This is a genomic window from Xanthomonas sp. LMG 8993 (genome assembly GCF_009835065.2).
GTDB classification, from domain to species: domain Bacteria; phylum Pseudomonadota; class Gammaproteobacteria; order Xanthomonadales; family Xanthomonadaceae; genus Xanthomonas; species Xanthomonas arboricola.
This window is the reverse complement of the sequence record NZ_QVIF02000002.1, coordinates 466,363-487,526: the sequence shown is the minus strand read 5'-3', so window position 1 is coordinate 487,526 and position 21,164 is coordinate 466,363. Positions and strand designations below refer to the sequence as shown.

The 21,164-nt window shown below is 65.6% G+C and carries 16 protein-coding genes; 6 read left to right on the top strand and 10 right to left on the bottom strand.

Features of this window, described 5'->3' with window-relative positions:
- Positions 1–472 precede the first annotated feature (472 nt).
- The 9 genes from DYQ94_RS05170 to nudE form a co-directional block, all read right to left on the bottom strand.
- Positions 473–952, bottom strand: a complete 480-nt coding sequence (locus DYQ94_RS05170) for a hypothetical protein (RefSeq protein ID WP_039519650.1) — start codon at positions 950–952, stop codon at positions 473–475.
- A gap of 1,013 nt (positions 953–1,965) precedes the next feature.
- Positions 1,966–2,361: a glycine cleavage system protein GcvH gene (gcvH, locus tag DYQ94_RS05165; protein WP_024939260.1), complete on the bottom strand. Its 396-nt coding sequence runs from the start codon at positions 2,359–2,361 to the stop codon at positions 1,966–1,968.
- 145 nt (positions 2,362–2,506) lie between these two features.
- A complete protein-coding gene (gene gcvT / locus DYQ94_RS05160; RefSeq protein WP_039526065.1) occupies positions 2,507–3,616 on the bottom strand; it encodes a glycine cleavage system aminomethyltransferase GcvT in 1,110 nt (369 codons plus the stop codon).
- A 162-nt stretch (positions 3,617–3,778) separates the two neighbouring features.
- On the bottom strand, positions 3,779–4,213 hold the full coding sequence (locus DYQ94_RS05155; protein WP_039526063.1) for an NfeD family protein: 435 nt from the start codon (positions 4,211–4,213) through the stop codon (positions 3,779–3,781).
- Positions 4,214–4,216: 3 nt separating this feature from the next.
- Entirely contained in the window at positions 4,217–5,182 is a 966-nt protein-coding gene (locus DYQ94_RS05150; RefSeq protein WP_024939263.1) for an SPFH domain-containing protein, read from the bottom strand.
- Between the two features lie 214 nt (positions 5,183–5,396).
- A complete protein-coding gene (locus DYQ94_RS05145) occupies positions 5,397–5,732 on the bottom strand; it encodes a YnfA family protein (RefSeq protein ID WP_024939264.1) in 336 nt (111 codons plus the stop codon).
- A complete protein-coding gene (gene mazG / locus DYQ94_RS05140; protein WP_126966177.1) occupies positions 5,729–6,685 on the bottom strand; it encodes a nucleoside triphosphate pyrophosphohydrolase in 957 nt (318 codons plus the stop codon). Before mazG ends, DYQ94_RS05145 begins: the two co-directional genes overlap by 4 nt.
- Before the next feature lie 177 nt (positions 6,686–6,862).
- Entirely contained in the window at positions 6,863–7,663 is an 801-nt protein-coding gene (gene cysQ / locus DYQ94_RS05135; protein WP_102251532.1) for a 3'(2'),5'-bisphosphate nucleotidase CysQ, read from the bottom strand.
- Positions 7,660–8,208, bottom strand: a complete 549-nt coding sequence (nudE, locus tag DYQ94_RS05130) for an ADP compounds hydrolase NudE (protein WP_016905001.1) — start codon at positions 8,206–8,208, stop codon at positions 7,660–7,662. The genes cysQ and nudE overlap by 4 nt, the downstream gene beginning before the upstream one ends.
- Positions 8,209–8,249: 41 nt before the next feature.
- Between nudE and bioA the strand changes: the two genes are divergently transcribed.
- Positions 8,250–9,668, top strand: coding sequence for an adenosylmethionine--8-amino-7-oxononanoate transaminase (bioA, locus tag DYQ94_RS05125; protein WP_126966178.1), 1,419 nt, complete (start codon positions 8,250–8,252; stop codon positions 9,666–9,668).
- Positions 9,659–10,393, top strand: coding sequence for a 16S rRNA (uracil(1498)-N(3))-methyltransferase (locus DYQ94_RS05120; protein ID WP_126966179.1), 735 nt, complete (start codon positions 9,659–9,661; stop codon positions 10,391–10,393). Before bioA ends, DYQ94_RS05120 begins: the two co-directional genes overlap by 10 nt.
- A 683-nt stretch (positions 10,394–11,076) precedes the next feature.
- Here DYQ94_RS05120 and DYQ94_RS05115 read toward each other — a convergent pair.
- The gene (locus tag DYQ94_RS05115; protein WP_024940219.1) at positions 11,077–12,075 is read right to left on the bottom strand and encodes a glucokinase family protein; all 999 of its coding nucleotides are present in this window, start codon (positions 12,073–12,075) and stop codon (positions 11,077–11,079) included.
- A 717-nt stretch (positions 12,076–12,792) separates the two neighbouring features.
- Here DYQ94_RS05115 and DYQ94_RS05110 point away from each other — a divergent pair.
- The 4 genes from DYQ94_RS05110 to DYQ94_RS05095 all read left to right on the top strand — a co-directional run bounded on the left by DYQ94_RS05110 (position 12,793) and on the right by DYQ94_RS05095 (position 21,148).
- On the top strand, positions 12,793–15,453 hold the full coding sequence (locus tag DYQ94_RS05110) for a TonB-dependent receptor (protein ID WP_054590992.1): 2,661 nt from the start codon (positions 12,793–12,795) through the stop codon (positions 15,451–15,453).
- Between the two features lie 208 nt (positions 15,454–15,661).
- On the top strand, positions 15,662–17,344 hold the full coding sequence (locus tag DYQ94_RS05105; protein WP_126966180.1) for an alpha-L-fucosidase: 1,683 nt from the start codon (positions 15,662–15,664) through the stop codon (positions 17,342–17,344).
- A 14-nt stretch (positions 17,345–17,358) separates the two neighbouring features.
- On the top strand, positions 17,359–18,414 hold the full coding sequence (locus DYQ94_RS05100) for a glycosyl hydrolase family 18 protein (RefSeq protein ID WP_016903894.1): 1,056 nt from the start codon (positions 17,359–17,361) through the stop codon (positions 18,412–18,414).
- A gap of 247 nt (positions 18,415–18,661) precedes the next feature.
- Complete coding sequence (locus DYQ94_RS05095; RefSeq protein ID WP_160954749.1) at positions 18,662–21,148, top strand: family 20 glycosylhydrolase; 2,487 nt, start codon at positions 18,662–18,664, stop codon at positions 21,146–21,148.
- Positions 21,149–21,164 lie beyond the last annotated feature (16 nt).

The following is a 21,164-nucleotide window of genomic DNA, read 5'->3' as shown; positions in this document are numbered from 1 at the left end:
GCCATGCGATGACGGTCATGGCAGGCGCAGGTCTGAGTCACCTTGTCGAGTAAGCGCGCCAGACCTGACTGAAAAGCGAGAGCGTGGCTGCCCACGATGCGGCCCAATGCATCTACTCCCGCTTGGCACGACCAACACACCGCACCGCTACGCCAATCGATGGCGGCACGACCGATCGGGACAGACGATGGTCAGTTGGGCGGGCGGCGCAGCGGCCCAGCCCACTGCTAGCGTTGGACCGGAGAAAGCGGGTGGCGGGTGGCAAGCGGCGATAGTGCGGCGATAGCTACAACGTCCCGGCCTGACATCCCGTCACGCACAGCGCAACGCATCCGGCGGCGATAGCTTCGGCTGCCTGCGTGCGACCGGGACTCCCCCATCACGGATGCGCTGGATCCGCCAATAAAAAAGCTCCCTCCCCGCTGGGCGTCGGGGAGAGAGCTCGATGTTTACGGCGATCGGGTAGTGCGGATCAGATCAGCGGCGCCGGGGTTGCGGGCAGCGCGACCGGAGCGGCCTTCTTCTTGCGAACGGCCGGCTTCTTTTTGGCGACCTTCTTCACAGCAGGCTTCTTGGCGGCAGTCTTCTTGGTGGCGGACTTCTTGGTCGCCTTCTTGGCAACTGCCTTCTTGGCGGTCTTCTTTACCGCTTTCTTGGCGGTCTTCTTGACGGCCTTCTTGGCGGCGGTCTTCTTGGTCGCCTTCTTTGCAGTCTTCTTCACTGCCTTCTTGGCGGCAGTCTTCTTGGTTGCCTTCTTTGCAGTCTTCTTCACTGCCTTCTTGGCGGTTGCCTTCTTTGCAGTCTTCTTGACGGCCTTCTTCGCAGCAGTCTTCTTCACTGCCTTCTTGGCGGTTGCCTTTTTGGCGACCTTCTTGACTGCCTTCTTGGCGGCAGTCTTCTTCACTGCCTTCTTGGCAGTGGGTTTCTTTTTCGCAGCTTTTGCAGTGGCCATGTAATTGGCTCCTCGTCAGTGAACTATGGAGGTGAAACGCCCAGTTGAAGCAAACCCCGCAACGGCATGCCGTCGTCGGGAACCGTCCGCAGGTGATGCGCGACGGGACGGATACAGAAACACCCGCATCGAACAGCGACGCGGGTGCGTGATCGGAGCGACTGCTGCTTTTCTGGAGAGAAGCGGACCCAACTCCACCGTGGATAGCGCTTCGGTGGACATCGGGAACAAGCGTGTCGGCTTGATGTCGATTCTGCTCACTCTCTTTCGCAGCAACGTCTGCTGGGCGAAACCTAATCACGCTTTTTTTTACTGTCAACACTCTTTTGCATTTTTTTTTCAACGCCTCGTCGCGATGCGTCCCGTCGAGCGGGTCCAAAGACGCCGTGCGATGGCGCGCGTCGCTGCCCTTGGCATGCAGCGGCGCAACGACGTTTTCAAAAAAGCACTTCTTTTGTGCTGTTTTTTTTTTAGCGATGCAGACGCGCACGCTGTTGTCCACTGCAGCGACACAACAGCGCACGCCCGCTTGCCGCGGTACGCGCCGCCTGTCCGCCAGCTGAAAATTTTTTATCGACCAAGCTTGCCCAAGGCCTCGCACAAGCAAAAATGCGCAAACTTATTGCGCGTTTTTCGACCCATGCGTGTATCCGCGTGCACTGCCAACGGCATCCGTTGCGCACCGTGTCCAAGGTTGGATGCAGGCGACGCTGCAAATATTTTTCACCGGCTGCACGCCATCTCCTCACGACCGGCTCACGTCGGAAATCCGACACCACGACGGTCGCAACGCAGTCGACGATGTCGCGCGCGCATGCCGCTGGCGAGTGCACGGTCGTCGAACATCGGCGCAGGCTTCGACTGCGAGCGACAGCCGGCACCAGCCGGACGCGCGCAGCGCGGCAGGACGTACGCCATCGGCAGGCGGGATCGGCGCGCGGCCATCGCCACGCAGACAAAAAAATGGCCGCTCCAACGAGCGGCCATCCGGGTGTGCGACGGGCGAGGCGCGGTCAGTGCGCGTCGTCTTCCAGCAGCTCGGCGTAGTCGTCCGGCGACAGCAGGTCGTTGAGCTCTTCCTTGTCGTCGAGTTCGACCACGAAGATCCAGCCTTCGCCGTAGGCGTCTTCATTGATGGTTTCCGGCTTGTCGCTGAGTGCGCTGTTGACCTCGACGACGGTGCCGCTGACCGGGCTGTAGACGTCGGAGGCGGCCTTGACCGACTCCACCACCGCCGCGCCGGTACCGACCTGCACGGTGTCGCCGACGCCGGGCAGTTCGACGTAGACCAAGTCGCCCAGCAAGCCCTGCGCGTGGTCGGAGATGCCGACGGTCACGCGGCCGCTGCTTTCGACGCGGGCCCACTCGTGGGATTTGAGGAACTTGAGGTCGCCAGGGATCTCGCTCATGGGTGTGCTCCGGGGAAACTGATGGGTTGGGGACAGGTGGCTAGTTTAGACCGCACGACAACACAGGTGCACGCGCGTGTCGGCCGGTGGGTGGCGATGGATGTCGCACGCTGCCGGACGTTTGCACGCCCGGCAGAGGTCTGACTCATTCGCCAAGGACGCCGGGCTGCGCCTGGCCGTCGCGCACGAACGGAAACTTCACCGCGCGCAACGGCACCTGCTTGCCACGGATGTCCACGCGCAGCGCGTCGATGCTGCCGGCCGGCACGCGCGCGAACGCGATCGCCTTGCCGAGCGTGGGCGAGAAGGTGCCGGACAGGATCTCGCCTTCGCCGCTGGCGCTAAGCACGGTCTGGCCATGCCGCAGCACGCCCTTCTCGTCCATCACCACACCGATCAGCTGACGCGGTGCGCCCTGCGCCTTTTGCGACTCGAGCACGGCGCGACCGATGAAGTCGCGGCCGTCGTCCAGGGCGATCGTCCAGGCCAGCGCGGCCTCGTACGGACTGACCGTGTCGTCCATGTCCTGACCGTAGAGATTCATGCCGGCTTCCAGACGCAAGGTGTCGCGTGCGCCCAGACCGGCCGGCTTGACGCCCTGCGCGAGCAGCGCGTTCCAGAACGCCACTGCTGCCTCCTGCGGCAACACGATTTCGAAACCGTCTTCGCCGGTGTAGCCGGTGCGCGCAAGGAACAGTTCCACGCCATCGCGCGAACGCGTCTGCAGCGCAGCGAAACGGCCGAGCTTGCTCGCCGCTACGGTATCGGCCGGATCCACCAGTTCGATCACCTTGGCGCGCGCGTTGGGCCCTTGCACGGCGATCATCGCAAAGTCGCCGCGCTCTTCCACGCGCACCTGGAAGGCTGCGGCCTGTTCGCCGATCCACTGCAGGTCCTTTTCGCGGGTGGCGGCGTTGACCACCAGGCGGAAGAAGTCCTCGCGCAGGAAGTAGACGATCAGATCATCGATCACCCCGCCCTGCGGGTTGAGCATGCAGGTGTACAGCGCCTTGCCGGAGACCTTGAGCTTGTCCACCGAGTTGGCCAGCAGATAGCGCAAGAACTCGCGCACGCGCGGACCGTGCAGGTCGACCACGGTCATGTGGCTGACATCGAACATGCCGGCGTCGCGACGCACCTGGTGGTGCTCGTCCAGCTGCGAGCCGTAATGGATCGGCATGTCCCAACCGCCGAAGTCGACCATCTTGGCGCCGAGCGCACGATGGGTGTCGTTGAGGATGGTCTTCTGGGTCATGCGCACCGGTCCAAGGGAAAGAGCACCATTATCGCCGCCTGGCCGTGCCTGGGGAAACGGCGCAGGCGATGCGGCAACGCGCCGCCGACACCTGGACCTGGCCGCGCCCTATCGCGCCGCGCTGCAGCCTCGCTGCATGGGCACGACGCGTGCCCTGCCCGATCAACCGGCCGCCTGCACCTGCAAGGTCATGCCATCGACACCGACGATACGCACCGGCGTGCCGGCCGGAAGGTCCGGGCCGCTGACCACCCAGAACGCATCGTCGACCTTGGCACGGCCGCGTCCCTCGTGGATCGCCTGGTCGAGCACCACGCAGCGACCGATCAACTGCTCGGCACGTCGGTTGAGCAGAGGCCGATCACTCTGCCGGCCCTTGCCGCGAAACCAGCTGCGATACACCTGCACCGAGACGAAACTCAGCAGCACGAAGGCGACGATCTGCAGCAGCAGCGACATGCCCGGCAACGCGAGCACCAGCACGCACACCGCTGCGGCGGCAATGCCCATCCACAGCAGGAACGCGCCGGGCACCAGCGTCTCGGCAGCAATCAACAGCAACGCCAGCACCGCCCAGGCCACCACGTCCCAACGCATGGCTCAGCCTCCCACGCGCGGCGGCATCGGCGGCACGCGCACATGGCTCGCGTCGGGTTTGTTCAGCGCTTCCTTGGCCAGCTCGGCAATGCCGGCGATCGAGCCGATGACGCCGCTGGATTCCATCGGCATCAGCACGAACTTCTGGTTGGGCGCGGTGGCCAGCGCCTTGAACGCCTCCACATACTTCTGTGCGACGAAGTAATTGATCGCCTGCACGCTGCCGTTGGCGATCGCATCGGAGACCATCTGGGTGGCCTTGGCTTCGGCCTCGGCCAGACGCTCGCGCGCCTCGGCATCGCGGAACGCGGCTTCCTTGCGGCCTTCGGCTTCGAGCACGGCGGCCTGCTTCTCGCCTTCGGCGCGCAGGATTTCCGACTGGCGCGAGCCCTCGGCTTCGAGGATCTGCGCGCGCTTCTCGCGCTCGGCCTTCATCTGCCGCGCCATCGAGTCGATCAGGTCGCGCGGCGGCTGGATGTCGCGGATCTCGATGCGGGTGACCTTGATGCCCCAGGGATTGGTGGCCTGGTCGACCACGCTGAGCAGCTGCGCATTGATGGTCTCGCGCTGGCTCAGCGATTCGTCCAGATCCATCGAGCCGATCACGGTACGGATGTTGGTCTGCACCAGCGCGATCGAAGCGATCTCCAGGTTGGAGACCTCATAGGCGGCCTTGGCGGCATCGAGCACCTGGAAGAACACCACGCCATCCACCCGCACCACCGCGTTGTCCTTGGTGATGACGTCCTGGCTGGGGACGTCGAGCACCTGCTCCATCATGTTGATCTTGCGCCCCACGCCGTAGACCACCGGCACCAGAAAGTGCAGACCCGGACTCATGGTGTGGGTGTAGCGGCCGAAGCGCTCCACCGTCCACTGAAAGCCCTGCGGCACCATGCGCACGGTCTTGAACAGCACGATGACGCCAGCGACCAGAACGGCGATGGCCAAGAAAGAAGTCGGAAACATGAGCAGCCCCTTGCGATGACGAGTCGATCCTTGGCTTGAGTATGCCCTAGCGCCACCTGTCCCCATTGCGCGCCCTACCTCGGCAACGGCGGCCGCGACCCTGCATGCGGCGCTGTGGCTGACCACCTCGGGCAGCGTGTCGGCGTTGCGCAGCACGCCGCAACGCGCAGGCGACCGCGCTTTGTAAAGTGCAGACGGTGCTGCGAAGGCGCGCTCAGGCGCCGCGCGGCGAGAACATGATGATCGCCATGCCGAGCAGGCAGCAGGCCGCGCCCAGCAGATCCCAACGCGTCGGCGTCACCCCGTCCACCCACCACAGCCACAGCAGCGCACTGGCGATATAGACCCCGCCATAGGCGGCATACACGCGGCCGCTGGCATCGGGATGCAGGCTCAACAACCAGACGAAGACGGCCAGGCTCAGCGCCGTCGGCAGCAACAACCAGATGCTGCCGCCCTTGCGCAGCCACAGATACGGCAGGTAGCAACCGACCAGTTCGGCAACGGCGGTGGCCGCGAACAGCAACAGCGTGGTCGGTGCAGCAGTCATGCGCGGCCGGGCTTGTCGACGCCTTGCTTGCCAACGTCGGCCTGCTGCAGCTCCGCAGTGTCGCGCACCTGATCACCGGCCGCGGGCGCGTCAGTGACAGGCGTCGCGGCAGCCTGACCGAGAGCGGACGGATCACCGCCGCGTTCGCCGCGCTTGACCTGTTGCCACAGCGCCTCCTGCTGCTGCAGCGACAGCGCGGCCAGAGAGGTGCCGTCCGCCTGCGCCTGCGCTTCCATCGCGCGAAAGCGGCGCTCGAACTTGAGATTGGCATGGCGCAGCGCCGCACCCACGTCGACCCTGGCATGACGCGCCAGGTTGGCGCAAACGAACAACACATCACCGAGCTCGTCTTCCAGCCGCGCCTGGTTGTCGGCGACCGGGCCACGCGCGAACTCCACGCGCAGTTCCTCGATTTCTTCCTGCAGCTTTTCCAGCACCGGGGCCGGGCCGGGCCAATCGAAGCCGACCCGCGCCGCACGCGCCTGCAGCTTGGTGGAGCGCTGCCATTCCGGCAGGCCGCGTGCGATGCCGGCAAGTGCGGAGTCGTCCTGATGGCCGGCCGCGCGACGTTCGTCGCGCTTGATCTGCTCCCAGTTGGCGCTTACCGCCTGCGCATCGTCGGCACGTTGCTCGGCAAACACGTGCGGGTGGCGACGCACCAGCTTGTCGCTGAGCGTGGCGACCACGTCGGCGAATCCGAACGCGCCCTGCTCGGCGGCCATCTGCGCATGGAAGACCACTTGCAGGAGAAGGTCGCCCAGCTCGTCGCGCAGAGCCGGCAGGTCGTTGCGATCGATGGCGTCGGCAACTTCGTAGGCTTCTTCGATGGTGTACGGCGCGATGCTGGCGAAGGTCTGCTCCACATCCCACGGACAGCCGTGCTCACGATCGCGCAGGCGCGCCATCAGCTGCAGCAGGCGCTGGAGGTCGCCGGTCGGCGGGGACTGAGACATGGTGTGTTCCTGGCAGGTGTGGTGCAGTGGAGTGGCGTGCCCGGGCGATGCCGCAGGCACGTGCCGCGTCACCTGGCGGCAGGCGATGGGCAGGGACCGCATTGGACATGACTGCATCGGGAGTGCGCGCAACTGCCGGATCCAATCGGCGAGTGCGCAAGCGGCGGTCGGCCGTGCTCACACCAGCCAGCTGCGCCACGGCAGATTGGGATCGCCCAGCGCGATGAAATCGCCATTGAGCAAGGTGTCGCGGCGGTTGTAACGGAACGGTTTGCCGGTGCCGCCGGCCAGCAGCACGCCGCCTGCGGCGTGCAGCACGCACTGGCCGGCTGCGGTGTCCCACTCGGAGGTGGGGCCGAAGCGCGGATACACGTCCAGGTCGCCTTCGGCGATGCGGCAGAACTTCAACGACGAGCCTTGCGCGACCACATCGATCTCGCCCATGCGCTCCAGCGCGGCAGCAGTGCGCGCATCGCGATGCGAGCGACTGGCGGCGACCCGCAGCGGCGTGGCCGCCGGCGTGCGCGTGTGCAGCATCTCGTCGCGGTCGCCATCGCGGCGGTAAGCGTTCTCGCCCCGTGCGGCGTACCAGACCCTGCCATCAACCGGCGCCTGCACCACGCCGAGCACCGGTGCGCCCATATGGATCAGTGCGATGTTGACGCTGAACTCGCCGTTGCGCTTGACGAACTCGCGGGTACCGTCGAGCGGGTCAACCAGCCAGTAGCTGGTCCAGAACTGGCGGTCTTCCCAGGCCACGTGCGCGGATTCTTCCGACAGCACCGGCACGTCCGGGGTGACCCGGCGCAAGCCTTCGACGATGACACGGTTGGCGGCAAGGTCGGCCTGGGTCAGCGGGCTGGCGTCGTCCTTAAGCTCCACCGCGAAATCCTGCGCATAGACATCCATGATCGCCGCTCCCGCCTCGCGAGCGATGGCGATCACGGTTTCGCGCAGTTCCATCGGAATGCGGATCATGGGTTGCGCTCCAGCCACTCGCGCGCAATGAACAAGGCGGCCAGCGAGCGGCCTTCGGAAAAATCTTCGCGCAGCATCAATTCGTCCAGACGGGCGATCGGCCAGGGCACCACCTCCATCTCTTCCGGCTCGTCGCCCACCAGGCGCTCGGGATAGAGGTCGCGTGCCAGCACCAACCAGGATTGGTGACTCATATAAGTAGGAGCGAGCGTCATCGCACGCAGCACCTGCACCTGGCGCGCGCCGTAACCGGCTTCTTCCTTGAGCTCGCGGTCGGCGGCCTGCTCCGGCGTCTCGCCGGCATCGATGCGGCCCTTGACCAGGCCCAGCTCGTAACGATGCACGCCGGCGGCGTACTCGCGCACCAGCAGCACGGTCTGCGCGTCGAGCATCGGCACCACCACCACCGCGCCGTGGCCCTGGCTGAGCTGGCGCTCGTAAAGGCGACGCTCGCCGTTGGAAAATTCCAGATCCAGCTGCTGGCGACGGAACGGCCCGTCACCCAGATCGGTGATCTTGTGGATGGTCGGCAGGCGCGGGCTCATGCGTCGCACGCAGCGGCGGGGCCGACCGATAGAATAGGCGTATGCATCGACATGTTCATGAGCCCGAAATCCTAGCAGACCCGGCAGCCTCCCAAGCTGACGAACATTGGCGGCAACGCGATCTTGCCGTGCTGTGGCACCCCTGCACGCAGATGCGCGAGCACCCGCACACACTTCCGCTGGTACCGATCGCGCGTGGCGACGGTGCGTGGCTGATCGGCCACGACGGTCGCCACTACCTGGACGCGGTCAGCAGTTGGTGGACCAACCTGTTCGGCCATAGCGAACCGCGCATCGGCGCGGCCATCGCGCGCCAGGCTGGCGAACTGGAGCAGGTGATGCTGGCCGGCTTCACCCATGCGCCCGCCGTGCAGCTGGCCGAGCGCCTGTTGGCGATCGCGCCGCGCCAGTCCGGCCGCGCGCCGTTGTCCAAGGTGTTCTATGCCGACAATGGCTCGGCCGGCGTGGAAGTGGCCTTGAAGATGGCCTTCCACTATTTCCATAACCGCGGCGAGCACCGCCGCACGCGTTTCGTCGCGCTGGAAAACGGCTACCACGGCGAGACCATCGGCGCGTTGTCGGTCGGCGACATCCCGCTGTATCGGCGCGTGTATGCGCCGTTGCTGCTGGAGTCGATCTTTGCGCCCTCGCCCGATGCCTACCTGGCCGAGCCCGGACAGAGCGCGGAAGACTACGCATTGCAGGCGGCCGATGCGCTGCAGGCGGTGTTCGAACACTCGCCCGACGAAATCTGCGCGCTGATCCTGGAGCCGCGCGTGCAGTGCGCAGGCGGCATGCGCATGTATCACCCGGCCTATCTGCGCCGCGCACGCGAACTGTGCGACGCGTATGGCGCGTTCCTGATCGCCGACGAGATCGCCACCGGCTTCGGTCGCACCGGCAGCCTGTTCGCCTGCGAACAGGCCGGGATCATGCCCGACCTGTTGTGCCTGTCCAAGGGGCTGACCGGCGGATTTCTGCCGCTGTCGGCAGTGCTGGCCACGCAGCAGTTGTACGCGGCGTTCCTGGACGACTCGCGCGAACGTGCGTTCCTGCATTCGCATAGCTACACCGGCAATCCGCTGGCATGCGCCGCCGCGCTGGCAACCCTGCAGATCTTTGCAGACGACGATGTGATTGCGCGCAACCAGCGCACCGCCGCGCACATGACCACGCTGGCTGCGCAGATCGGCGAACACCCCGCGGTGGCCGACGTGCGCCAGGCCGGCATGATTGTGGCGTTCGAACTCACGCAGGGCGGCGACAAGCGCACGCCGTTTCCGTCTGCGGCGCGGGTGGGCCTGAAGGCCTATCGCGCCGCACTCGACAAGGGCGTGGTGCTGCGCCCGCTCGGCGACGTGCTGTACTGGATGCCGCCGTATTGCGTGGACGACGCGCAACTTGCGCTGCTGGCTGCGACCACCCGCCACGCCATCGAGGAGGCCGTTGCATGCGCCTGACCCGCTCCCATGTCGCACTGCCGCTGCACTGCGACCAGGAGGTGACGCTGCCGGAAGAGTCGGCCAATCACCTGCTGCGTGTGCTGCGACTGCGCGAGGGCGATGCCTGCGTGCTGTTCAACGGCGACGGCAGCGACTACCACGCGCGCATCACCCTGGCCGGCAAACGCGAGGCGCGCGCACTGGTGGAACGTGCCGAGCCGCTGCACAACGAGTCGCCGTTGTCGATCACCCTGATCCAGGGCATCGCGCGCGGCGAGAAGATGGATCTGATCCTGCAGAAGGCCACCGAGCTGGGGGTAACGGCGGTCGTGCCGGTCAACGCCGAGCGCACCGAGGTCAAGCTGGATGCGGCGCGCATGGAAAAACGCCTGGCGCATTGGCGCAGCGTGGTGGTGTCGGCCTGCGAGCAGTCCGGGCGTGCGCGCATTCCCACGGTCGCTGCGCCGCACGGCCTGCAGGATGCGGCGCGGGCCAGCGACCCGCAGGCGTTACGGCTGACGCTGGACCCGCACGGCGCGCATCGCCTGGGTAGCCTGGTGCTGGACGCGCAACCGCATGTGATCGTGGCGATCGGCCCGGAAGGCGGCTGGTCGCCGCGTGATCGCGCCACCCTCGCCGAGGCCGGTTTCAGCGGCCTGCAACTGGGGCCACGCATTCTGCGTACCGAAACCGCGGGCCTGGCGGCAATCGCGGCGCTGCAGTCGCGGTTCGGTGACCTATAGCGCCACGACATCGTAGGAGCGCACCTGGGCGCTGCATGTCGATGGCTCCGTCCACTGCGTCCCGGCCCTAAACCCGCGCCGACTCGTAGGAGCGCACCTGGGCGCGACCTGGCGTTATCGAGAATGCCTTGTCGCGCCCGGGTGCGCTCCTACGGGGGATGTGGAGTTGATCGGCGTTGCGTCGTCCGCTGCATGTCGATGGCTCCGTCCACTGCATCCCGGCCCTAAACCCGCGCCGACTCGTAGGAGCGCACCTGGGCGCGACCGGGCGTTATCGGGAATGCCTCGTCGCGCCCGGGTGCGCTCCTACGGGGGATGTGGAGTTGCCCGGCGTTGCGTCGTCCGCTGCATGTCGATGGCTCCGTCCACTGCGTCCCGGCCCTAAACCCGCGCCGACTCGTAGGAGCGCACCTGGGCGCGACCTGGCGTTATCGGGAATGCCTTGTCGCGCCCGGGTGCGCTCCTACGGGATGTGGAGTTGCCCGGCGTTGCGTTGTCCGCTGCATGTCGATGGCTCCATCCACTGCGTCCCGGCCCAACAGCCGGGCTGGCTCGTAGGAGCGCACCTGGGCGCGACCTGGCGTTATCGAGAATGCCTTGTCGCGCCCGGGTGCGCTCCTACGGGATGTGGAGTTGATCGGTTTGGTGCAGCCAGACTGCTGCACCTGGCGATGCGCGGGCGCTCAGCGGCCGTGCTGCAGGAACCAGCTGGCCGCGCCGATCACACCGAGCTGGCCGTGCTCGACGATGCTGACCGGCACCTGCTCCAGCGCCGGACGCAATGCGCCCTTGTCGAGCAGACGTGCGACGAAATCGCTTGCGGCCACGAATGCGGCGATCTGCGGCAGGAATCCACCCGCCAGATAGACACCGCTGCGCACGCCATAGAGCAGCATCATGTCGCCGACCACGCTGCCCATGAAGCCGCAGAACGCCTGTAGCGCATCGCGCGCCAGCGTGTCCTCGCCAGCCAGTGCGGCGGCAGTGACATCGGCCGGGCTGGCATGCAGCGCCGGCACGCCACGCAGCGCGGCCAGTGCGGTGTACAGATTCAACAGGCCCGGGCCGGAGAGCAGGTGCTCGGTGGCCACATGCGTGCGGGTGCGGCGTAGCTCCTGCAGCAAGGCCACTTCCAGATCGCTGGCGGCAGCAAGCGCGGCGTGGCCGGCCTCGGTCGGCAACACCACCGGGGTGGCGCCGTTTGGAATCCACAACGCCGCGCCCAGGCCGGTGCCAGGGCCCAGGATCAGCGCCGGACCCGGCGCACCCTGCGGCGGGCCGGACAACTGCAGGACCTGATTGCCGACCATGTAATTGGCCGCATGCGCCACCGCTTCGAAATCGTTGACCAGATGCAATGCCTGCATGCCGAGCTGGCGGCGGATCTGCTCGGGCGCCAGCACCCACGGCAAGTTGGCGGTGATCACGCTGCCGTCTTCCAGCGCATACCCGGCACTGGCGATGACACCACGCTGCACCGGCGCGCAGCCCAGCTCCGCAAAGAACGCGGCCATGATCTCGGCCAGGCCCGGGTAGTCGGCACACCGGTACTTGCGGTAGTCCAGCACCGTGACCGGTTGGCGTGGATCGGGGCTTTCGCACACCAGCGCCAGACGCACATGCGTCCCCCCCACGTCTGCGGCAACGAAGGTGTCGGGGCGCGGAAAGGCCACCGCTTCCATTGGACTGCTTGCGCTCACGCATTCTCCTGATAAGTGGCCGCGGGCTGGCGTCATGCCCATTGTCCGACGAACGGTAACGGGGTAGACAACGTTGTCAGTAATCGCCCTGTAACGCAACCGTGGCGATCACGATTTAAACAGGATGCCGCCAATTTCATCATTCACTCAAATTCCACGTTTGCGACAGCGATTTCAGCACAAAACGGCACCCGCCATTTGCACAAGCGCCATTCCCCATAGAAACAGCTGATCAAAACCGTGAGCCGCCGACGGCGCATTGCGCAACGGTATCGGCGCAGTGCATGGCATCGCGGAGAAATGCTGCATTGCAGCGCAATCGCAGCCGCTTCAGAGATCTGTGACGATGTGTTGACAACGCTGTCAACGCTACGCGAGACTCGATCCAAATCGGGGTTCTGGCAGGAGGGGCCATGGACTGTTCGGTACTCAGGAACGGGCTACTCCCTCGCCGGTGCATTCCAGATTCGTGAGCGGGACATCACCCGATGTTCGACTCGCTGAAGTCGCATTCGCTCTACCGCTTCACCACACGGGGGACACCTCCTCTACCACGCGAATCACCCGGGCCCGCCTCTTGCGACGCGTGCCAGTGGGATCACCGCGATCGGTCAGGGCGTGTTGTTTTGCCGGCCACGCCGAGCGCGTGACGCCTTCCAGAGGCGGCGCGCTCACAGCACTAACCAACGAGGTTTAGCCATGCACAGCCGCACCACGACGTTAGCACTCTGTATTACCGCCGCTCTGTACTGCTCCGGCTCTGCAATGGCTGCCGGACAAGAACAACAGGCTCCTGCCGCCACGCCGTCGGCGACCACCGAGCTGGATACCATCACCGTCACCGGTTATCGCGCATCGCTGGAGAAGAGCCAGTCAGTCAAGCGCTCGGCCAACTCGATCGTCGATGCGATCAGCGCCGAAGACATCGGCAAGTTCCCGGACATCAATGCCGCCGAATCGCTGTCGCACCTGCCGGGCATCAGCGTCGACCGCCAGTTCGGCGAAGGCGAAAAGGTCAGCATCAACGGCACCGACCCGGCCTTGAACCGCGTGCTGCTCAATGGCCAGACCATCGCCTCGGGCGATTGGGGCGGCAACCCGACCGACACCAGCGGCCGTACCTTCAACTACACCCTGCTGTCGCCGGAAATCATCGGCCTGATGGAGGTCTACAAGACCCCGGAAGCGCGCATCGACGAAGGCTCGATCGGCGGCACCGTGATCGTGCACACCCGCAAGCCGCTGGACCTGCCCAAGAACACCATCCGCGGCTCGGTCGGCTACAACTACAACGACCGTTCGGAAGAAGGCAATCCGCGCGGCTCGGCGCTGTGGAGCTGGAAGAACGACGACGAGACCTTCGGCGCGTTGATCTCCGCCACGCATGACAAGCAGGACCTGGCACGCGCCGGTATCGAATACTTCGGCTACACCACCGGCGCCAACATTCCCGCCAGCGCCACCATCACCGGCGACGGCAGCGATGTCGCCACCGCCCGTGTACCGGCCGGCATCAACAGCGCATTCTTCCAGCAGACCCGCGAACGCAGCGGCGTGCAGGGCGCGTTGCAGTGGAAGCCGAACGAGCAGAACGAATTCAACCTGACCGGCCTGTACATCAAGGGCAAGTACAACAACTTCAGCGAATCGCGTTACGTCTGCCCGGCGTGCAACAACGACCTGCAGAAGGTCACCAGCGCCAATGTGCAGAACGGCGTGGTCACCTCGGCGACCTTCGGCGATGGCGCCGCGGGGCAGCCGTACGCTCAGCTGGACGCGAACTACCGCGAGAGCACCGTCACCACCAAGAGCCTGAACCTGCGTCACGACTGGTCGGGCGAGAAGTGGGTGTTCACCACCCAGGTCGGCGACACCAAGGCCACCGGCGGCAAGAACCCCGAGTACCTGATGAAGTTCCTGATGACCGACGGCGGCTATAACTACGCCTTCGATGGTCAGAACACCGCGGTGAACTACGACAACGGCGGCGCCTCGAACTGGACGCTGCCCGGTTCGCCGGCCGGCCTGCCCGCCGGTTCGCAGGACTCCAGCGCGATGCAGGCCGGCGGCATCTTCTATCAGAAGAGCACCGACGAAGAGAAATACTTCCAGTGGGATGCGGCCCGCGATCTGGAGCTGGGCCCGTTCACCAAACTGCTGTTCGGCTACAAGTACATCAACCACAACAACGGCGTGGACGCACGCGGCAATCGCATCAATACCACCGATGCGATCTCGCTGACCCAGTTCAACCCGGGCACCACCCCGAGCGGCCTGTACGACGGCCTGGGCGCAAGTGGCGACCTGACCACCTGGCCGACCGCCAGCCTGAACTCGATCCGCAACTATCTGCTGTCGCAGCCGCAGGGTCCGTACCGTCCCGATTACGGCTCCTCGTTCGAAGTGAAGGAGATCACGCAGAACTTCTACACCCAGTTGAATTACGAGACCGGCAAGTGGCGCGGTAACGTCGGCGTGCGCCTGGTCGACACCACCGACAAGTCGCTGTACTGGCAGACCGCCGATGGCGGCACCAACTACTCGCGCGTGGCCGAGACCAACGACTACCGCAAGGCGCTGCCGAGCTTCAACATCGCCTACGACATCACCGACGACGCCGTGCTGCGTTTCTCGGCTGCCAAGGTGATCGCACGTCCACGCTATGGCGATCTGGCCGGCACGTTCAGCATCAACAGTGCGAACGGCAACCTGACCGCCGGTGGCGGTAACCCGGACCTGAAGCCGTACGAGTCCACCAACTACGACCTTGCTGCGGAGTGGTATTTCGCGCCGTCCAGCATGCTGTCCGGTGAAGTGTTCTATCGCGACATCAGCTCCTACATCGTCAACACCACCAGCCAGCAGCAGCTGACCGATCCGATCAGCGGCAATTCCGGTCTCTACACGGTGACCTCGCCGATCAACGTCTCCGATGCCAAGGTCAAGGGCGTGTCGGTGAACTACCAGCAGTCGCTGGGTCTGGGCTTCGGTGTGCAGGCCAACTACACCTTTGCCGAATCCGATTCGAGCTCGGGTCTGAACCTGCCGTACCTGTCGCGCGATACCTACAACATCATCCCGTACTGGGAGCATGGCGACTGGATGGTGCGTGTGAACTACAGCTTCCGTTCCAAGTACTTCACCCAGATCGGCCGCCTCGCCTCGCAGGACTTCGCAGACAGCTACAAGCAGCTGGATCTGACCGCCTCGTATCAGATCACCGATTACATGGGCATCACCTTCGGCGCGACCAACCTGCTGGATTCCACCTACCGGCTGTTCAGCAACACCCGCTCGACCCCCACGGCGTTCTACAAGAACGGCCGCGGTTATCAGGCCCAGTTGAACTTCAAGTTCTGATGTAGCACCGGCGCGCCACCGACCCTCCACGGTGGCGCGCTTTTTTTTGAGCGGTGTGTTGCATGCAGTGCACCGCTCGATGTTGTACCAAGGAGTGGTACTGGCCACGCCCCTTCTCGGTTGAGGGAGCATGGCCAGGCCCGCTTTTGCCATCCACGTGCCGGCTGCGCTGCAACCGACACGTCTCGCTTGAAGGAGTGCAGTTCCCATGACGACCGATAGCCGCCCTGCGGCTCCATCCCGCCGCCACGCCGGAGCTGCACCCAGAACGCGAATGCTCGCGCTCGGTCTGCTGCTCGCGTTGCCTGCTGCCACGCTCAGCGCGCAATCGCCCACCGCGCCCACCGCCACCACGCTCAGCCCGGACCAGATCGACCAGCAGTGGCTCAGCGCCACCGCCAAGTACGCACCCGAGCGCGAGCGCCTGGTGCGCGAAGCCGAGGCCGGCGCACGCAAGGGTCCGTTCCGCCCCGACTGGGCTGCACTCAAGGCCTATCAATCGCCGGCGTGGTACGACAATGCCAAGTTCGGCATCTTCATCCATTGGGGCGTGTTCTCGGTGCCGGCGTTCGGCAGCGAGTGGTATTCGCGCAACATGTACCTGGAGGGATCCAAGGAATTCGCCCATCACGTGGCGACCTATGGCCCGCAGGCGCGCTCCGGCTACAAGGATCTGATTCCCAAGTTCACCGCGCCCAAGTTCGATCCGAATGGCTGGGCCAAGCTGTTCCGGCAATCCGGCGCGCGCTATGTGGTGCCGGTGGCCGAGCACCATGACGGCTTTGCGCTGTACGACTCCCGGTTGTCGGACTGGACTGCGGTCAAGATGGGCCCCAAACGCGATCTGCTGGGCGAGTTGTCCAAGTCGATCCGCGCGCAGGGATTGCACTTTGGGCTGTCCTCGCACCGCGCCGAGCACAACTGGTTCTTCGATGGCGGGCGCAAGTTCGATTCGGACGTCAACGACCCGCGCTATGCCGCGCTGTACGGCCCGGCGCAGGTGCGCCTGCCTGGCAAGGACGATGCCGATGTGGCCAACGACTGGACGCCGGTGTCGCAGGCATGGCTGGACGACTGGCTGGCGCGTACCACCGAGCTGATCGACACCTATCAGCCCGACCTGATCTATTTCGACTGGTGGATTGCCCACCCCACCTTCCGCAGCACCCTGCCGACCATGCTGGCCTACTACTACAACCAGGGCGCGGCGCGCACCGAAGCCGATCGCGGTGTGGTGGTGAACTACAAGCTGGGCGCGTTTCCGGAAGGGGCCGGCACGCTGGACATCGAGCGCGGCCAGCTCACCGGCATCCATCCCACCCATTGGCAGACCGACACTTCGGTGAGCAATGCATCGTGGGGCTACATCGAAAACGACACCTACAAGTCGCCGACCTTCATCATCCACATGCTGGCCGACGTGGTGGCCAAGAACGGCAACCTGATGCTCAACATCGGCCCGCGTGCCGATGGCTCGATCCCGGATACCGAGCGCGGCATCCTGCTGGCGATCGGCAAGTGGCTCAAGACCAACGGCGGCGCGATCTACGACAGCAAGCCGTGGCGCGTGTATGGCGAAGGCCCGACCGAGGTGGTCGGCGGCACCTTCCAGGACGTCAAGACCAAGCCCTACACCGCCGAGGATTTCCGCTTCACCACGCGCGATGGCGCGCTGTATGCGATCGAACTCGGCTGGCCGGCCGGCGGCAAGGCGGTGATCCGCTCGCTCACAGCGGCCGACGGCGTGCGCGACGTGACGCTGCTGGCCAACGGCAAGAAGGTGCCGTTCGAGCAGCAGGCCGACGGCCTGCATCTACGCCTGCCGGCCAAGCCGGTCGGCGAGCACGCCTACGTGCTGCGCATCGATCTTTCTTCTTCCTCCACTCCCTGACGGATGCTGTTTTCATGAGCAAGCGATTGACCTGGATCCTGCTGGCGCTGGCGCTGGTGTGCGCGCCGGCCCTGGCCAAAACCCCCACGGCGTTGTTCTATCTGATGAACACGCAGAAATCGACCAACTCGTTCCTGGCCAATGTCGACAAGATCGACGTGGTGGTGCCGACCTGGTACGGCGTCGACCAGAACGGCCTGGTCAACGGCACACCCAACATGTACCTGTACGACATCGCCAAGCAGAAGAACCTGCGGGTGATGCCGATCCTGTCGATGACCACCGGGCGCGACGGCTTCCACAAGCTGATGCACGACGAAGCCGCCAAGAAGCGCATGATCGAATCGCTGCTGATCCACGGCAAGCAGCACAAGTACTACGGCTTCCAGTTCGATTTCGAGAACATCGCCTGGACCGATCGCGACGCCTACACGCTGATGGTCAAGCAGACCGCCGATGCGCTGCACAAGGCCGGCTTCAAGATGTCGGTGGCGGTGGTGCCCAATGCCCCGGGCCATGCCGAAGGCGGCCAGTTCTCCAAGTGGATGTGGGAATACTGGCGCGGCGCGTACGACCTCAAGGCGCTGGGCCAGGCCGTGGATCTGGTCAGCATCATGACCTACGACCAGCACACCCGCTGGACCACGCCGGGCCCGGTCGACGGCATGGTGTGGATGAAGAAGCACCTGGATTACGCGATCACCCAGGTGCCGAAGGACAAGCTCTCGCTCGGCATCGCCACCTACGGCTACCGCTGGTACACCGGTAATCCGGTCAAGGAAGACGGCACCGAGGCGTCGAACATCTCCGCCACCTATATCGATGCCGACGAATCGTTCCCGCTGGCGATCGAGCAGAACGCCACCGTGCAATGGGATCCGGTCGAGCAGGAATCGTGGTTCTACTTCTACCGCGACGACATGCGCGAGTGGGTGTTCCGCCCGGATGCGCGCAGCTTCAAGGCACGCTACGACCTGGTGAAGCAGTACGGCCTGGAAGGCTTCAGCTGCTGGGTGCTGGGCGCCGAGGACCCGAAGGTGTGGGACGAGTTGCCGACCGCGCAGCGCTGACCGCGTCATCGTACTGCTGCACGACAGGACGGGCGCGGTCGGTGTTCGCATCGGAATGCATCCACTGCAAGCCGATGCGTGCACTGTCCGCGCCCGTTCTGCACCACGCCATGCGGAGCGCGGGCGCTGCGCGACACCACACACCGCGCACCCCGACGAAGCGTGCGCCAGTCCCTGCGCCATCCGGCACGGCTTTGCTACTGTGCGTGGCTGCCGTATCTCCCCCGCCATACCGGGATGTGATTGCATGATGTCGAACTCCGCACCGAGCCTGCGCTCACCGTTATCCTGGCCGCCGTCGCCGCGCAGCCTGTCGTCGCGCCTGCTGTCATCGCACCGACGTTCCTCGCGCCTGCTTGCAATGGCGCTGACGGCAATGGTGCTGGCGGGCTGCGGCCAACGCGATGCAGCGACCGCACCTGCAGCCAACCCCGGCAACACCGCAACACTGCCTGCGACCAACGCACCGCTGCCCCTGATTCCCGCCCCGGCCGAAGCCAGGCGCGGCACCGGCAGTTTCCGCGTCGGCACCGGCACGGTGATCTCCATCCCCACCGGCAACGCCGAAGTGCGACGCAGCGCCGAGTCGCTGGCCAGCCTGTTGCAACGCACCCGCGGCCTGACCCTGGAAGTGCGCACCGAAACCAGCGCCTCGCCGCACAGCATCCGCCTGGAGCGCACAGCGCAGGCGCCGGTGGCACACAAGGAAGGCTATAGCCTGGATGTGGACGGCAACGGCATCCGCATCACCGCGCGCGATGGTGCCGGCCTGTTCTATGGCGCGATCAGCGCCTGGCAATTGATGACGCCGGATGCGCGCAAGGGCGATGTCGCCGTACCGGCGATGGCGATCCGCGACTGGCCGCGCTTTGGCTGGCGCGGCCAGCATCTGGATGTGGCCCGCCACTTCCACGACGTGGACACGGTCAAGCATGTGCTGGACGCGATGGCCGCGCACAAGCTCAATGTGCTGCATTGGCATCTCACCGACGACCAGGGCTGGCGCATCGAAATCAAGCGTTACCCCAAACTCACCGAGGTCGGTGCCTGGCGCACCCCGCCCGGCGCCGGCCAGCACGGCACGCCCGAGCGCTATGGCGGTTTCTATACGCAGCAGCAGATCAGCGAGATCGTCGCCTATGCGGCGCGCCTGCACATCACCGTGCTGCCCGAGCTGGACATGCCCGGGCATGCGCAGGCCGCGGTGGCCGCGTATCCGGAAGAAGTCGGCGTGCCCGGCCAGCGCACGCAGGTGGGTGTGAACTGGGGCGTCAATCCGTACCTGTTCAACACCAGCGAACGCAGCCTGAGCTTCATCACCAACGTGCTGGACGAGGTGCTGACCTTGTTCCCGTCGGCGTATATCCATATCGGTGGCGACGAGGCGGTCAAGGATCAGTGGGAAGCCTCGCCCGCGGTGCGCGCGCAGATGCGCAAGCTCGGGGTCAAGGACGCGCACGCGATGCAGGGCTGGTTCAACGAACAGCTTGCGGCCTACCTCACCCAGCACGGCCGGCGCATGATCGGCTGGGACGAAATTCTCGAAGGCGGCGTGCCGGCCAGTGCCTCGGTGATGTCGTGGCGCGGCACCGACGGTGCGGTGACCGCCGCCAGGCAGGGCCACGATGTGGTGCTGGCGCCAGGCGACTGGCTGTACCTGGACAACCTGCAGACCACCCGCAGCGACGAACCCAACGGCCGCCTGACCGTACTGCCGTTGTCCAAGGTCTACGCCTTCGACCCGGTGCCCGACACACTGACCGCCGAGCAGGCCACGCATGTACTCGGTGCGCAAGGCGCGTTGTGGTCCGAATACATTCCCTCGCGCTGGCATGTGGATCACGCGCTGTTCCCGCGTCTATCCGCCATCGCCGAAGTGAACTGGTCGCCGGTGGCTGCCCGCAACTGGAAGGATTTCCTGGCGCGCCTGCCGGCGCAGCTGCAGCGCTACAAGGCGCTGGGCATCGACTACAGCGACGGCGCCTTCGCCGCCGATATCGCCCTGGAAGGCGGCCCCAACCCGGTGCTCGCTGGCGGCCCGGCCAAGGTGGCACTCGGCACCCAGGCCGGTGCGGGCACGCTGCACTACACCGTCGACGGCAGCGATCCCACGCCGGCATCGCCACGCTATGCGGCGCCGTTTACGATCCAGCTGCCGACCACGGTCAAGGCCACCGCCTTCGATGCCGGCGGCACCGCGCTGGCGGCCACGCGCAGCCGTACTTTCGATCGTGCCGGGCTGTTGCGCGTGGACACCCAGGGCCTGCGCGATTGCGTGGACACCGGTGCGCTCGGCCTGCGCCTGCCGTTGTTGCCGGAGCTGACCGGCGCCGACACGCCGGTCTATAACGTCGACCTGTTCCATGCCTGCCGGCTGTATCCGCAGGCGCGCCTGGATGGCGTCGGCGCGATCCGGATCGAGGCCGCACGCCTGCCGAACAATTTCGGCCTGGCCCACGAACAATCCAAGGTGGTGCAGTACCCCGCCAAGACGCGCCGCGGCGAGCTGGAAGTGCGCCTGGGCTGCCAGGGCGAGCTGATCGCCAGCGTGCAATTGCCCAACAGCGCCACGCTGGGCGAACAATTCACGCTGGAAACCGCACTGCCTGCACGCACCGGCATCCACGATCTATGCCTGCGCTTCACCGCGCCGATTCGCGGCCCGCTGTATGCCATCGGCGCCGTCCAGTTGATTGAAACCACCGCGCAGGCGCCCCCCGCCGCCACGCGCTGATCCATCCAAGGAGAGT

Bases quoted from the DNA above. Each gene is read 5' to 3' on its own strand.
- DYQ94_RS05170 (WP_039519650.1), bottom strand. From the start codon at position 952: ATGGCCACTGCAAAAGCTGCGAAAAAGAAACCCACTGCCAAGAAGGCA.
- gcvH (WP_024939260.1), bottom strand. From the start codon at position 2,361: ATGAGCGAGATCCCTGGCGACCTCAAGTTCCTCAAATCCCACGAGTGG.
- gcvT (WP_039526065.1), bottom strand. From the start codon at position 3,616: ATGACCCAGAAGACCATCCTCAACGACACCCATCGTGCGCTCGGCGCC.
- DYQ94_RS05155 (WP_039526063.1), bottom strand. From the start codon at position 4,213: ATGCGTTGGGACGTGGTGGCCTGGGCGGTGCTGGCGTTGCTGTTGATT.
- DYQ94_RS05150 (WP_024939263.1), bottom strand. From the start codon at position 5,182: ATGTTTCCGACTTCTTTCTTGGCCATCGCCGTTCTGGTCGCTGGCGTC.
- DYQ94_RS05145 (WP_024939264.1), bottom strand. From the start codon at position 5,732: ATGACTGCTGCACCGACCACGCTGTTGCTGTTCGCGGCCACCGCCGTT.
- mazG (WP_126966177.1), bottom strand. From the start codon at position 6,685: ATGTCTCAGTCCCCGCCGACCGGCGACCTCCAGCGCCTGCTGCAGCTG.
- cysQ (WP_102251532.1), bottom strand. From the start codon at position 7,663: ATGATCCGCATTCCGATGGAACTGCGCGAAACCGTGATCGCCATCGCT.
- nudE (WP_016905001.1), bottom strand. From the start codon at position 8,208: ATGAGCCCGCGCCTGCCGACCATCCACAAGATCACCGATCTGGGTGAC.
- bioA (WP_126966178.1), top strand. From the start codon at position 8,250: ATGCATCGACATGTTCATGAGCCCGAAATCCTAGCAGACCCGGCAGCC.
- DYQ94_RS05120 (WP_126966179.1), top strand. From the start codon at position 9,659: ATGCGCCTGACCCGCTCCCATGTCGCACTGCCGCTGCACTGCGACCAG.
- DYQ94_RS05115 (WP_024940219.1), bottom strand. From the start codon at position 12,075: ATGGAAGCGGTGGCCTTTCCGCGCCCCGACACCTTCGTTGCCGCAGAC.
- DYQ94_RS05110 (WP_054590992.1), top strand. From the start codon at position 12,793: ATGCACAGCCGCACCACGACGTTAGCACTCTGTATTACCGCCGCTCTG.
- DYQ94_RS05105 (WP_126966180.1), top strand. From the start codon at position 15,662: ATGACGACCGATAGCCGCCCTGCGGCTCCATCCCGCCGCCACGCCGGA.
- DYQ94_RS05100 (WP_016903894.1), top strand. From the start codon at position 17,359: ATGAGCAAGCGATTGACCTGGATCCTGCTGGCGCTGGCGCTGGTGTGC.
- DYQ94_RS05095 (WP_160954749.1), top strand. From the start codon at position 18,662: ATGATGTCGAACTCCGCACCGAGCCTGCGCTCACCGTTATCCTGGCCG.